The following is a 14082-nucleotide window of genomic DNA, read 5'->3' as shown; positions in this document are numbered from 1 at the left end:
TATGGTCACTAAACCTAGAACAAATACACGCACACGTAAAACCCAAGAAGTTGCACATATTTATGACACTTTTATTGTCGGTGCAGGTATTTCTGGCTTAGCTGCTGCAATTAAGCTAAATGAAGCAGGCTTAACCAATTTTAAAATTATTGAAAAAGCAAGCCGCGTCGGTGGTACTTGGCGTGAAAATACCTATCCGGGTTGTGGTTGTGATGTTCCATCATCGCTTTATTCTTACTCATTTGCGCCAAGTGCAAAATGGAGTCACTTATTTGCACGCCAACCAGAAATCTTAAGTTACTTAGAAGATGTAAGCCGTGAGTTTGATATTGAATCCTTAATTGAATTCAATACTGAACTATTAAAAGCAGAATGGGACAGTCTAGAAAATGTCTGGAAACTCGAGACAAGCTCTGGTTTGTATATAGCTAAAACAGTCCTATTTGCTACTGGTCCAATTACTGAGGCTCAGATACCACGCCTTGAGGGTTTAGATACTTTTACTGGTGAAATGTTCCATTCAGCGAAATGGAACCATGATTATGACTTAACTGGTAAACGCATTGCCGTGATTGGTACTGGTGCATCTGCCATCCAGTTTGTGCCACAGATTCAACCTAAAGCAAAAGAGCTATTCGTGTTCCAACGTACAGCACCTTGGGTACTGCCAAAACCAGATACCGACTTGGGTGAGTTAAGTAAATCCGTCATTGCTAAATATCCAGCTATTCAAGCGACTTGGCGACAGACTGTGGCGAGTACTTTAAATGTCATTAATTTTGGCTTACGCAATCCAAAAGCTTTAAAGCCTGTCAATTTTGCTGCGAAACAACTATTAAAGTTGCAAATTAAAGATCCGGTTCTACGTCAAAACGTAACACCTAATTTTGATATTGGCTGTAAACGTATTTTATTTGCTAACAATTACTACCCTGCACTACAAGCACCAAACACGACTCTGATTCCTCATGGTTTAGTAAAAGTTGAAGGCAATACGGTGGTTGCTGCCAATGGTGAACGCCACGAAGTTGATGTGATTATTTGGGGCACTGGTTTCGAGGTATCTCATCCTCCAATTGGTAAACGCGTACACAATGAGCAAGGGCAATGTTTGGCTGATCTTTGGAAAGACTCTTCACCAGAAGCTTACTTAGGTACCAATATTGAAAATGTGCCGAATGCATTTCTTATGCTAGGACCTAATGTGTTGGTTTACGACTCCTTTATTGGTCTTGCTGAAGCACAACTGCAATATATTGTTGATGGTTTGTTACAAATGAAGGCAAAGGGGATTGCTAAACTTTCCGTTAAGTCAGAAGTGATTAAAAAGCATAATGAGCTTGTACAAAAACATCTGCAAACCACTGTATTTAATAGTGGCGGATGTAAAAGTTACTATCTCGATGCTAATGGCCGTAATTTTGCCGCATGGCCATGGTCTTTGAAAAAACTTAGACAGCGTTTAAAACATTTAAAGTTAGAAGAATATGAAGTGGTGTATGAGGCTGATTTGATAAAGGCAAAACCTAAAGTTGAAGAAATTGTCGGTTAATTAATTTATAAAAGCCCATTTTGATTGATTGAAATGGGCTTTTTATTATTTGGGAATTGAATAAATAAATTAAAATTCAATCAATAATATAGTGAAGTTAAATTGAAAAATAAATTTAAATATACTTAAAAATAAAAGAGCGAAAGCAGTGTATATAAGTTTTTAATAAAAAAATATAGTGATTTTTAAAAATGAATTTTTAAGTGAAAAGTTTCCTTTTTAAGCTTTTTTAAAATTGTAAATTAGAAAACATTTTTTATATCAATAGCTTGAGTGATTGGTAATTATTGTAAATAAATGTGAAAGTATTCACAAACTGGTTATTTTTTGTTAAGATCATTAACATTAAAAACATAGAGATAATAATAATGATCAATAAAGTATTAATAGTGTTGTGTGTGAGTATCGTGTTTGTATTAGGATATTGGGCGTATTTAGATAGCCAAAATAAAAAACACCAAGAACTTATGCGAATTATTCAAGAAGCAGAAAAAAACTTGCAAACGATTGAGCGAAATCCTAATCGTGTTAGTCATAGCAATTTAGCTTCTTATACTTTGCAAAACTATCTCAGTGATAAAAAAGTTTTTTTCTAGTCAAAACTGTTATTGTAATTTGCTTTAAAAAAGACTGTCATTGGTCATATCTTTTCATAAATTTTGATCATGTTGCGATTGAATCTGTTAAACTTATTTAACGTATAGTAAAAAAGCTGCATAGGGGTTATGCAGCTTTTTTGTGTTTCAAGAGGGGCTGTGTCTATTTTCTATGTATGAAATCAAAATTCAAATGAGTGGCATATTTGTTGCTTCATCTATTTGAGGTTTTTGTTTAGAGATCTGATCAGAAAAACAAGATTGCTCAGATACCTACATAGAAGTACATATTCCACAGCTCAGATTTTGCATAGAGGCTACTTATGGCGGCGCCCAATTCTTCGGCAGGCTGGTTAGAGCGTTTATTTAAGTTAAGCGACAATAAAACCACGTTTCGAACAGAAGTTCTTGCTGGTGTAACTACATTTTTAACGATGTGTTACATCATCATTGTCAATCCACTCATTTTATCTGAAACCGGCATGGATCATGGCGCCGTATTCGTTGCAACCTGTTTGGCGGCAGCAATCGGTTGTTTAGTGATGGGTATTATTGCCAATTATCCAATTGCATTGGCACCGGGCATGGGGCTTAACGCTTATTTTACCTATTCGGTATGTATGGGCATGGGAGTGCCATGGCAGACGGCTTTAGCAGCTGTTTTTGTTTCAGGAATTGTCTTTCTTGCTATTAGCTTCTTTAAAGTTCGTGAAGCGATTGTCAATGCAATTCCAATGTCGCTTAAATTTGCGATAGGCGGGGGTATTGGTTTATTCCTTGCACTTATTGCGCTAAAAAATGCCGGCATTATTGTTGCCAATCAAGCGACATTGGTAGGTTTGGGTGATATTAAACAACCTACAGTGTTGTTGGCTTTATTTGGATTTTTATTGATTGTAGTTTTACATCAGCTTAAAGTTCGCGGTGCCATCATTATTAGTATTTTAGTCGTTACAGCAATTGCGACTGCTTTAGGCTTGAATCAATTTAAAGGTGTAGTAGGTCAAATCCCTTCAATTGCACCAACATTCATGCAAATGGACTTTAAAGGCCTATTTACTGCAAGTATGGTCGGTGTCATCTTCGTATTCTTCATTGTTGACTTGTTTGACAGTACGGGTACTTTGGTTGGCGTTTCACACCGTGCTGGCCTTTTAAAAGATGGTAAATTACCACGTTTGAAAAAAGCATTATTTGCTGACTCTACGGCTATTGTTGCTGGTGCTGCATTGGGTACTTCATCTACTACGCCATATATCGAATCAGCTTCAGGTGTAGCGGCAGGTGGGCGTACTGGTTTAACTGCAGTCGTTGTTGCTGTTTTATTTATCTGCTGTTTATTTTTAGCTCCTCTTGCTCAATCTGTGCCAGGTTTTGCAACAGCCCCAGCTTTATTATTTATCGGTGTACTTATGATCCAAGGGATCACGCACATTGATTGGGATGATATTACAGAAGCTGTTCCAGCCTTTTTAACGATTGTATTTATGCCATTCGCGTATTCAATTGCAGATGGTATTGCAATGGGCTTTATCAGCTATGCATTAGTTAAACTATTCACAGGTAAGGCAAAAACTGTTCCATACATGGTGTGGATTATTGCTGCTCTTTGGGTATTTAAATTTATCGCTTTTGGCGGTTAATACGATTTTTTATAATTTCCTTCTAGAACTATATTTCGTAATCGTTATATAAGAAGGAAGTTATTGAAGGGTGTGTTACCACACCCTTTTTTTCTTTAGATGTGGAGTTAATATGAATCAAGTCGAGCTGATTCAGGCCTTACCAAAAGCCGAGTTGCATGTGCATATTGAAGGGACGTTTGAACCTGAATTAATGTTTGCTATTGCACAGCGTAATCAGATTCAGATTCCTTACAAATCTGTTGAAGAAGTAAAGCAAGCTTATAACTTTCATAATCTTCAATCATTTCTAGATATTTACTATGCTGGTGCAAATGTTCTTGTTCATGAGCAAGATTTTTATGATTTAGCATGGGCATATTTTGAGAAATGTGCAGAAGATCGTGTCGTTCATACAGAAATGTTCTTTGACCCGCAAACCCATACTGACCGTGGTGTTGCTTTTGCGACAGTAATCAATGGGCTTAAACGTGCATGTGCTGATGCAAAAGCTAAATTTGGTATTAGCTCTCAGCTCATTATGTGTTTCTTGCGTCATTTAAGCGAAGAAGCTGCATTTGAAACGCTTGAGCAAGCTTTACCGTTTAAAAAAGACATTATTGCTGTAGGGCTTGATTCAAGTGAAGTAGGTCATCCACCAGCTAAATTTGAACGTGTTTTTGCTAAGGCGCGTGAAGAAGGTTTCTTAATCGTGGCTCATGCAGGCGAAGAAGGCCCACCTGAATATGTGTGGGAAGCTTTGGACTTGCTTAAAGTAAACCGTATTGACCACGGCGTGCGTTCTGAAGAAGACGAACAATTAATGGCTCGTTTAATTAATGAAAAAATGCCATTAACCGTTTGCCCTTTAAGTAACTTAAAGCTATGTGTTGTTAAGGATATGAAAGATCACAATATCCGTCGTCTTTTGCAAAAAGGCGTACACGTGACTGTTAACTCGGATGATCCTTCATATTTTGGTGGATATATGAATGATAACTTCATTGCTATTCAGCAAGCCTTAGATTTAAGTAATGATGAGTTGAAGCAACTCGCAATTAACTCTTTTGAAGCCTCTTTCATTTCAGATGAAGAAAAACAAAAGTGGATTTCAGAAATCCAAAAAATCTAAATAAAAAAACCGCCTGTGATAGGCGGTTTTTTTAACATTGAATTTATTTAGGTTGTTTGATCATGCTGTTTAAAACATTGTCTTTATCCACAAAGTGATGTTTTAAAGCTGCCAGAACATGTCCAACAATAAGCAAACCTGCAAACCATGAAATATAAATATGTAATGGTTTAACAATCGCTAATAACTCAGGGTTGTCTTGTACTAAACGTGGAATATTAAATAAATATAAAACTGGGGCAGGGTGACCAGCACTCCAGCTAAATAAGCAACCAGTAATAGGTAACGCTACTAAAATCACATAGAGTAATAAATGTCCAATGTGAGCCAAAGTTTTCATTGTTACCGACATGGTGTCAGGCAACTTTGGGGCTGGATGGGTGTAACGCCAGAAAAGGCGAATAACCACTAGAAAGATAATGGTTGTGGCGATGTTTTTATGCAGTGTAATGACATCACCTTTAAAGCTGCCATCAGTATCATAACTTAAAAAATTTCCACTGTAGAAACCAATCACCCAAGCCGTAATGAAAATGATTGCCATAACCCAATGCAAAATCTGTGCAGTGCGGGTGTAGTATTGAGAGGATGAGGCAGGCATAAAAGACCCTAATTTTTTGTCATTTTAGCGCTAGATTTTATGGTAAAGCAGTATTTTTGAGAAATGTTGTTCTCGTAACGGAGCGTACTATAAACAGAACGCTTTAGCTGAAGCACATGATTAAATCAAACTGGAGTGTAGGAAAATTAGATTGCATAAATGCATCAATTTATTTGTTTCTTCTAAGCACAAGTTTAGGCAAAATACGCGCTGCTTACGTTCGATCAAAGGAAAAAATGATGAAAAAATTGATGCTTGCTGTGGCACCAGTTGTTTTGGCTTTAACTGCATGTGCAACAACTCCTGGTACAGGTTCTGCAGAAACTACAACTCAACAGTTAGGCATGACTGCATTAAAAGTTGCTGTAAATGCAAAATGTATTACAGAAATTAATAATGTTCCTGCATGGAAAACAGCAACAAAGCTTATGACGGCTGAACAACGTGATAGTATTCAAACTAATGTTTGTGGCTGCGTAAGTGAAAAGGCACCAAACAGTGTTACTGCAGTTGATTTGGCTACTGCTGCACTTGACCCAGCTGCACGTGCAACAATAGTAACCCAAGTCGTTTCTAATACTGTAAATGCTTGCGTGGCTGAAGCTTTACAAAAGTAATTAATAATTTAAGTTTTAAAGAAGGCTGATTCATATTGATCAGCCTCTTTTTTTCATTGGAGTATACATGTTCGTTGCAGGCGTAGATGAGGCGGGGCGAGGCCCATTAGTGGGGTCGGTTGTTGCCGCAGCTGTTATTTTAGATCCGGAAAATCCGATTTTAGGACTAAACGATTCTAAAAAATTAACTGAAAAAAAACGTGAAAAGTTGTTTATTGAAATTCAGGAAAAAGCTTTAGCATGGTCAATTGCGGAAGCGACGCATGCAGAAATTGATGAGCTAAATATCCTACAAGCAACATTTCTAGCAATGAAGCGAGCAGTGGACGGCCTAAAAACACAGCCTCAAAAAGTCATTGTAGATGGCAACCAAATTCCCAAAGGAATCATTATTCCTTGTGAAGCAATTGTTGGTGGAGATGCGAGCCACGCCGAAATTAGTGCTGCCAGTATCTTGGCAAAAGTCACACGTGATCGCCAAATGGCAGAATTAGATCAACAGTATCCATTATTTGGATTTGCCAAACATAAAGGCTATCCAACAAAAGCACACTTTGAAGCGATTGCAGCTCACGGAGTGATCGATCAACACCGTCGTAGTTATGCACCCGTTAAACGTGCATTAGGACTATAAATTTATATACTTCCAAAAAATTTAAAGCGACTAGAAAGTCGCTTTAATTAGGGAGAGAATAACTTCATACTAACGATTGAAGTTTTTCTGTGCATAATTATCATCTTCATATGAAACTTGATAATCTTGATCAAGATGTTGAAGGTGTTCATGCATTGCACGTTCATGTTGAATACGTTGATAAATTTCTTCGCGATGAACAGAAACCTCTTTTGGCGCATTCACACCAATTCGAACCTGGTTTCCTTTGACGCCAAGCACAGTAACACTGACTTGATCCCCAATCATTAATGTTTCCCCGACACGGCGGGTCAGAATCAGCATGTTTATCTCCTTGCTAAACGCTTAAAACTGCAATATTGGTACCCAAATAAAAGCTCAACCTCAGTTTTCAGTCAGATTCTAACAGAAATATGAGAACAAAGTCATATTTTGATAATCACTGCCAAAAAACTTTCCGTTTAATATAACAGAGCCGCTATAAAAAAAACTATAGCGGCTCTGTGTTTTCTTTGATTATTGTCGGACAAGTAAACATTTTTTAATGAATTCTTGACCGTTTGGTAAAATTAAGCGCGGGCGCTGCTTTCACCATGTTCGCGATCTAAACCAAATGCGGTATGTAGGCAACGAACTGCAAGCTCAAGGTATTTCTCATCAATAATGACAGAAACTTTAATTTCAGAAGTTGAAATCATAAGGATGTTAATGCCTTCATCAGCAAGGGCAGTGAACATTTTGCTCGCTACACCTGCGTGTGAACGCATACCAACACCAACGATAGATACTTTAACGATATCATCACGTGTTGAAACTTCACGCGCGCCAATATTTTTAGCAGTTTCGTTTAAGATTTTTTCAGCTTTCGCTAAATCAACACGGTTTACAGTGAAAGTGAAATCTGTTGTGCCATCTTCTTCAACATTTTGCACTATCATATCGACTTCGATATTGGCATCACTTACTGGTGATAAGATTTTAGAAGCAATACCTGGTTCATCAGGCACACCTAAAATCGTTAATTTTGCTTCGTCACGGTTAAAAGCAATACCTGCAATGATTGGCTGTTCCATATTGTCTTCCGCCTCAGTCGTAATGAGTGTACCTACATTTTCTTTAAATTCGTCGTCAAAAACGCCATCGTTGTCATTATCAAAGCTTGATAATACACGTAAAGGAACTTGATATTTCCCGGCAAACTCTACTGAGCGAATTTGTAAAACTTTAGAACCTAATGATGCCATTTCTAGCATTTCTTCAAAAGAAATACGGTCGATTTTTTTGGCTTTAGGAGCAACACGAGGGTCAGTGGTGTAAACGCCATCTACATCAGTATAAATCTGACATTCGTCAGCTTTTAAAGCAGCAGCAAGAGCAACACCAGAAGTATCTGAACCACCTCGGCCTAGTGTTGTGGTATTTCCATTTGCATCAAAGCCTTGGAAACCAGCAACCACAATAACACGGCCTGCATCTAGGTCATTGGTCATGACATCTGTATCAATAGACTCGATACGCGCCTTGGTAAATGCACTGTCAGTTTTAATACCGACTTGACGTCCGGTATAGGATTTAGCTTCCACACCAATCGAATTAAGTGCCATAGCTAACATGGAAATCGTCACCTGTTCACCGGTTGAAACCATTTGGTCTAACTCACGTGGGTCAGGTGTTTCGGTAATGGCTTTAGCGAGGGCAAGTAAGCGGTTTGTTTCACCACTCATTGCAGATACGACCACAACAACCTTGTGACCGTGATCATGCCAACGCTTCACACGACGAGCAACATTTAAAATGCGCTCGGGGGTACCCATAGAAGTACCGCCATATTTTTGAACGATTAATGCCATAGTTGTTCCATATAAGCCATGACCCTGAGAGGCTTTTCAGGGTCAGTTACACAAAAAGTGAAGTCTTATTTTTGTTCAAGCCAAGCAGGCAATGCTGCAATAACTTGTCCAAACTTCTCGTTAAGTGGCGCGCCACCTTGTGCTAAGTCAGGTTTACCACCACCTTTACCACCTAACTCAGTTGCTAGATGTTTGATGATGTCACCTGCTTTTAGATTTGCAGTGTATTGCGACGCGACTGATGCAAGCAGGCTGACCTTGTCACCCTCTACACCTGCTAACACAATCACTGCATTCTCTAATTTTGATTTCACACTGTCATGCAAGTTGCGAAGCGCTTTTGCATCAACACCTTGAACAGTAGTGATAAGCGTTTGACGATCAGCAATCGTTTGTACCTGATCAATCAAGTCAGCCGCTTGGAAGTTTGCCAATTTCTGGTTGAGCTGTTCAATCTGCTTTTGTAATGCAGAAACCAATTCCACATTAGCTTGAACACGCTCAACAGTTTGGTCTTTCTGTGCTTTGAGTAAGCTATTAATGTGCTGAATATCGTTGTCAGCTTTTTGTACCACTTCTAACGCTTTAGTACCAGTCACTGCTTCAATACGACGTACACCAGCAGCTACACCACCTTCAGAAGTGATTTTGAATAAACCAATATCACCTGTACGTTTTACGTGAATACCACCACAAAGTTCGATTGAGAAGTTTTTCTCATCAATGACTGAACCCATAGAAAGTACACGTACTTCATCACCATATTTTTCACCGAACAACATCATTGCGCCTTTTGCTTTCGCAGCTTCAATGTCGAGAAGTTCAGTCGTTACTGGAGTGTTGGCAATAACTTCAGCATTTACGAGACGTTCAACTTGTTGTAATTGTTCAAATGAAACAGGTTGGTCATTTGCAAAGTCAAAACGTAAGATATCGCTTGCAACTAAAGAACCTTTTTGTTGTACATGTGAACCTAAGATTTGACGAAGGGCAGCATGTAACAAGTGAGTTGCTGAGTGGTTGCGCGCAGTAGCTTCACGAATGTCTGCTTTAACAATCGCTTCTACATTTTGATTTGCTTTGAGGTTACCAACAGTCACAATACCTTGATGAACAAAAGCACCACCTGACTTTTTGGTGTCTTGAACTTCAAAAATACCAGTTTCGTTTTTGAAGATACCTGTATCACCAATCTGACCACCACTTTCTGCATAGAAAGGAGTTTGGTTTAAAACGATTAGTGCTTCGTCACCTTCAGAAACTTCATCAACTTGTACGCCATCTTTATAGATCGCTACAATTTCACCTTGACCAGTGGTGTTAATGTAACCATCGAATTGAGTTTCACCTTCAACTTTTACAATGTTGTTATAGTCAACTGCAAACTTACCAGCATCACGTGCACGTTGACGCTGTGCAGACATTTCAACTTCAAAACCAGCTTCATCAATAATAAAGCCACGTTCACGTGCAATATCAGCCGTTAAGTCTGTCGGGAAGCCATAAGTGTCGTAAAGTTTAAATACAGTCGCACCAGGAATAGTTTTGTCTTTTAACTGAGCAAGTTCACCTTCAAGTAGTTTTAACCCTTGCTCAAGTGTTTTAGCAAACTGTTCTTCTTCACGAATTAAAGTTGCTTCAATAACATCTTTGCGCGCTGCAAGTTCTGGGTATGCATCACCCATAACTTCAATTAAAGGTTGCAACATTTTGTAGAAGAACGTACCAGTTGCGCCAAGCTTGTTACCATGACGAACAGCACGACGGATAATACGGCGAAGTACATAGCCACGGCCTTCATTGCTTGGGTTTACACCATCAGCAATCAAGAAACAGCAAGAACGCGCATGGTCTGCAACAACACGTAAAGAAGGCTGACCTTCGTCTTCAATACCAATAATATTTGCAGCAGCTTTTAATAAGTGTTGGAACAGGTCAATGTCATAATTTGAATTAACATGTTGCAATACAGCAGAAATACGCTCTAAGCCCATACCTGTATCTACAGATGGAGCTGGAAGAGGGTGAAGCACGCCATCAGCAGTACGATTGAACTGCATGAAAACGTTGTTCCAGATTTCAATGAAACGGTCACCATCTTCTTCAGGAGAGCCAGGTAAACCACCCCAAATGTGGTCACCGTGGTCAAAGAAAATTTCAGAACATGGACCACATGGACCAGTATCACCCATTGCCCAGAAGTTATCTGAAGCGTATTTTTCGCCTTTGTTATCACCAATACGGATAATACGCTCTGGCGCTAAACCAATTTCTTTATTCCAGATGTCGTAAGCTTCGTCATCGGTGTGATAAACCGTTACATATAGGCGGTCTTTCGGTAAAGCAAGCCATTGTTCGCTGGTTAAAAATTCCCAAGCAAAATTAAGTGCATCACGTTTGAAATAGTCACCAAATGAGAAGTTACCTAACATTTCAAAGAATGTATGGTGACGAGCTGTATAGCCGACGTTATCTAAATCGTTATGTTTACCGCCTGCACGTACACATTTTTGTGATGTTGTGGCACGTACATAGTCACGTTTCTCAAGACCTAAAAAACAGTCTTTAAACTGGTTCATCCCAGCATTTGTAAATAATAAAGTTGGGTCGTTGGCAGGAACAAGAGAACTCGACGCGACACGTGTATGCCCTTGCGTTTCAAAGTAGCGCAAAAATGCTTCACGAATTTCAGCAGATGTCATTAAACGAGTACTCACAACCAAGTCACTCCATATTTTCGAATTTGGCTAAAAGCATCACTACAAGTTTGTTTGTTCACAAATCTTGCATGTGATACGGGGCTTATTTTTAAAAAACGCTAAATTGTAACGGAAAAACCCCACCGAACCAACGATTTTAGAGGGAATATCTTACAAAACTGTGATTTGGCTAAAAATCTATATTCAATTAGCCTTCACGTGTTTTACTATATGCCTTCTTTCGTTTCTGGTTTTGTAGATAAGGATAGGTCATGCAACGTATCGCCATTAATGGGTTTGGCCGGATTGGACGTAATGTTTTACGTGCTTGGTTTGAAAGCCCGAAACAATTTCATTTTGAAATCGTGGCGATTAACGATATAGCAGATGTACAAACACTAGTGCATTTATTCAAATATGATACAACCCATGGCCGTTTTAATGGCAAAGTTGACATAGCTATTGAAAATGAAAAGATTTATTTAAATATTCAATCAAACCAGCGAAATCTGAAAGTTGAAGTTCTTCAGCAAAAACAACCAGAACTTTTACCGTGGGCAAGCTTGCAAATTGATGTTGTACTCGAATGTACAGGCTTGTTCCGTTCTCATGCTGATGCAACACGCCACCTAGAAGCAGGGGCGAAACGGGTCATTATTGGGGCAGCACCTTTTGATCATGTCGATGCGGCAATTGTCTATGGCGTTAACCATGCAGATGTAAAAGCAACTGATCAAATCATATCTAGTGTGTCATGTACTACGCAGGCTTTAGTGCCATTAGTAAAAATTATTGATGATGCATTTGGTATTGAAACTGCGCTCATGACCGAAATTCATGCAGTAACAGCAGACCAGTCTGTACTTGATCACGCACATCGTGATTTACGTCGTGCTAGAGCTTCTGGGCAAAATATTATTCCCACTACATCTAGTGCACTTGGCGCATTAAAACGTGTGATGCCGAAAATGGAAGACCGTATTGATGGCTACTCAATTCGAGTTCCTACCATTAATGTGGCTGCAATTGATTTAACGTTTATCACACAATCTCCAATTACTGTGCATCATATTAATGAATTGTTAATCAAAGCTTCTCAAACAGATTATGCGGAAATTATGGCAGTGACTGATGAACCACTAGTTTCAAGTGATTTTAATCATTCACCTTATTCACTTATTGTTGATTTAACCCAAACCATGGTTGTTGGTCATCAAGCTAAAGTATTTGCTTGGTACGATAACGAATGGGGCTATGCAAATCGATTATTAGATTTGTGTAATTCTTTCTAAATTTAAAATAACTTAAGAAAGCTATTCAACCGTTAAGGCTGGTTAGTTGGAAACAAGGCGATAGTTCAGATATTAGCCCTTTCTTTAGTCGAAGAACTTTAGTGCGTAACTAAATTGAATAAGGGTAACATATTGAATCTTCTTATTTATTCTTATTATCTTCTTTTTGACTTTAGAGTTTATTAAGAAAGATTTATGCAAATTGTCAGGTGCATGGCACAAAGTATCATGCTACACTAAGAGAAATCGGGTGTGTTCCCGATTTTTTTATGTGGGGTCGTTCCACGTTGATCAGATTTTAGGCTTGAAATATGACCATTTCAGAGACATGGTTGCTGCCTGACGGGGTAGCAGATGTATTGCCGGAACAGGCGCAAGTCATTGAAAAACTTCGCCGTGAAGCTATAGATTTCCTCTCAGTAAGAGGTTATCAACTGGTATATACACCATTTATCGAATACATCGAATCGTTGTCTTCATTATCAGAATCAAATCAAGACCTGGATTTAGTAACTTTTAAGGTGATTGACCAGCTTTCAGGCCGTTTACTCGGTATCCGTGCTGATATGACACCTCAAGTTGCACGTATTGATGCACATGTAAGACCTGTTGAAGGGGTTGCACGTTACTGTTATGCAGGGACTGTATTACATACAAAACCACAAAATTTCAATGCGACTCGCGCACCTTTACAATTAGGTGCAGAGCTATATGGCCACGATAGTATTGAAGCTGATGTTGAAATGGTCGATGTAATGCTTGGGCTCATTGAAAATGCTTATACATTGCAAGGCGCACATTTAGACTTAGGACATGTAGGGCTATTTCGCAGCTTAGTCAAATATGCTGGCCTTTCTAAAAATGAAGAGCATGAGTTATCTGATCTTTATCAAAGAAAAGCATTACCTGAGTTGGCTGAATTTACTCAAAATTTAAATATGGGTTCAGATTTCTATGCACTTGGTCGCTATGCAAGTGATTTAGAAGCATTACAAACTCATTTAAGTACAGATATTTTAAAAGATGTTGAATTTGATGCTGCATTAAATGCACTCAAAACTACACTTGAACAAATTAAAAACCGTTGGCCAGCACTTAATGTTGGAATTGACGTTGTCGAACTTCGCAGTTACCACTATCACACTGGTTTGATGTATGCAGTTTATGCACCGAACCGTGCTGCACCTTTAGCGCAAGGTGGCCGTTATGATGGTATTGGTGAACACTTTGGTCGTGCACGTCCTGCTACTGGTTTCAGTTGTGATTTATATGCCTTAGGGGCAAATCAGTTTGCTGAAATTGAAACTGTGGTGGCACCAAAAGGTACTGATGCAGATTTGCTTAAAGCAATTGCAAATGCACGTTCACAAGGCTTACGTGTCGTTCAATTGTTAGGTAATGATAATTTAGGTTCTATTCCTTATGCGACACATCAGCTTGTATCGCAAAATGGTCAATGGAATATTGAAAAGATTTAAACGCCAGCG

Annotated in this window: 12 protein-coding genes; 8 read left to right on the top strand and 4 right to left on the bottom strand. The window is 38.8% G+C overall.

Annotated elements, in window-relative coordinates; all coding sequences use genetic code 11:
* Position 1: 1 nt before the first annotated feature.
* The 4 genes from AC1PJ9_RS17935 (at position 2) to AC1PJ9_RS17920 (ending at position 4902) form a co-directional block, all read left to right on the top strand.
* Positions 2-1552, top strand: coding sequence for a flavin-containing monooxygenase (locus AC1PJ9_RS17935; protein ID WP_311087980.1), 1551 nt, complete (start codon positions 2-4; stop codon positions 1550-1552).
* Positions 1553-1920: 368 nt separating this feature from the next.
* On the top strand, positions 1921-2148 hold the full coding sequence (locus AC1PJ9_RS17930; RefSeq protein WP_004702801.1) for a hypothetical protein: 228 nt from the start codon (positions 1921-1923) through the stop codon (positions 2146-2148).
* A gap of 323 nt (positions 2149-2471) precedes the next feature.
* The gene (locus tag AC1PJ9_RS17925) at positions 2472-3791 is read left to right on the top strand and encodes an NCS2 family permease (protein ID WP_004702799.1); all 1320 of its coding nucleotides are present in this window, start codon (positions 2472-2474) and stop codon (positions 3789-3791) included.
* Positions 3792-3903: 112 nt separating this feature from the next.
* Positions 3904-4902, top strand: a complete 999-nt coding sequence (locus AC1PJ9_RS17920; RefSeq protein ID WP_068935879.1) for an adenosine deaminase — start codon at positions 3904-3906, stop codon at positions 4900-4902.
* A 43-nt stretch (positions 4903-4945) separates the two neighbouring features.
* On the opposite strand, the gene AC1PJ9_RS17915 is transcribed toward AC1PJ9_RS17920, so the two are convergent.
* Positions 4946-5503 carry a cytochrome b gene (locus tag AC1PJ9_RS17915; RefSeq protein WP_311087979.1) on the bottom strand — a complete coding sequence of 186 codons (558 nt, stop codon included), beginning with the start codon at positions 5501-5503 and terminating at the stop codon, positions 4946-4948.
* A gap of 239 nt (positions 5504-5742) precedes the next feature.
* Between AC1PJ9_RS17915 and AC1PJ9_RS17910 the strand changes: the two genes are divergently transcribed.
* Together AC1PJ9_RS17910 and rnhB are read left to right on the top strand one after the other, a co-directional pair.
* Entirely contained in the window at positions 5743-6120 is a 378-nt protein-coding gene (locus AC1PJ9_RS17910) for a hypothetical protein (protein ID WP_077166139.1), read from the top strand.
* A gap of 67 nt (positions 6121-6187) precedes the next feature.
* On the top strand, positions 6188-6754 hold the full coding sequence (gene rnhB / locus AC1PJ9_RS17905) for a ribonuclease HII (RefSeq protein ID WP_311087978.1): 567 nt from the start codon (positions 6188-6190) through the stop codon (positions 6752-6754).
* 69 nt (positions 6755-6823) lie between these two features.
* On the opposite strand, the gene csrA is transcribed toward rnhB, so the two are convergent.
* From csrA to alaS, 3 genes are all read right to left on the bottom strand, one after another.
* Positions 6824-7078 carry a carbon storage regulator CsrA gene (csrA, locus tag AC1PJ9_RS17900; RefSeq protein ID WP_000906487.1) on the bottom strand — a complete coding sequence of 85 codons (255 nt, stop codon included), beginning with the start codon at positions 7076-7078 and terminating at the stop codon, positions 6824-6826.
* A 245-nt stretch (positions 7079-7323) separates the two neighbouring features.
* Entirely contained in the window at positions 7324-8604 is a 1281-nt protein-coding gene (locus AC1PJ9_RS17895) for an aspartate kinase (protein WP_004702788.1), read from the bottom strand.
* Between the two features lie 65 nt (positions 8605-8669).
* On the bottom strand, positions 8670-11306 hold the full coding sequence (alaS, locus tag AC1PJ9_RS17890) for an alanine--tRNA ligase (RefSeq protein ID WP_311088077.1): 2637 nt from the start codon (positions 11304-11306) through the stop codon (positions 8670-8672).
* A gap of 269 nt (positions 11307-11575) precedes the next feature.
* Here alaS and AC1PJ9_RS17885 point away from each other — a divergent pair, with 269 nt between their 5' ends.
* Positions 11576-12595: a type I glyceraldehyde-3-phosphate dehydrogenase gene (locus AC1PJ9_RS17885; RefSeq protein ID WP_311087977.1), complete on the top strand. Its 1020-nt coding sequence runs from the start codon at positions 11576-11578 to the stop codon at positions 12593-12595.
* 311 nt (positions 12596-12906) lie between these two features.
* Positions 12907-14073, top strand: coding sequence for an ATP phosphoribosyltransferase regulatory subunit (locus AC1PJ9_RS17880; protein ID WP_032011696.1), 1167 nt, complete (start codon positions 12907-12909; stop codon positions 14071-14073).
* The last annotated feature ends 9 nt before the right edge of the window (positions 14074-14082 follow it).

It is taken from the genome of Acinetobacter sp. 70_2, assembly GCF_056736115.1.
Note: the sequence above shows the minus strand (reverse complement) of the source record. Positions and strands in the feature narration are given on the sequence as shown.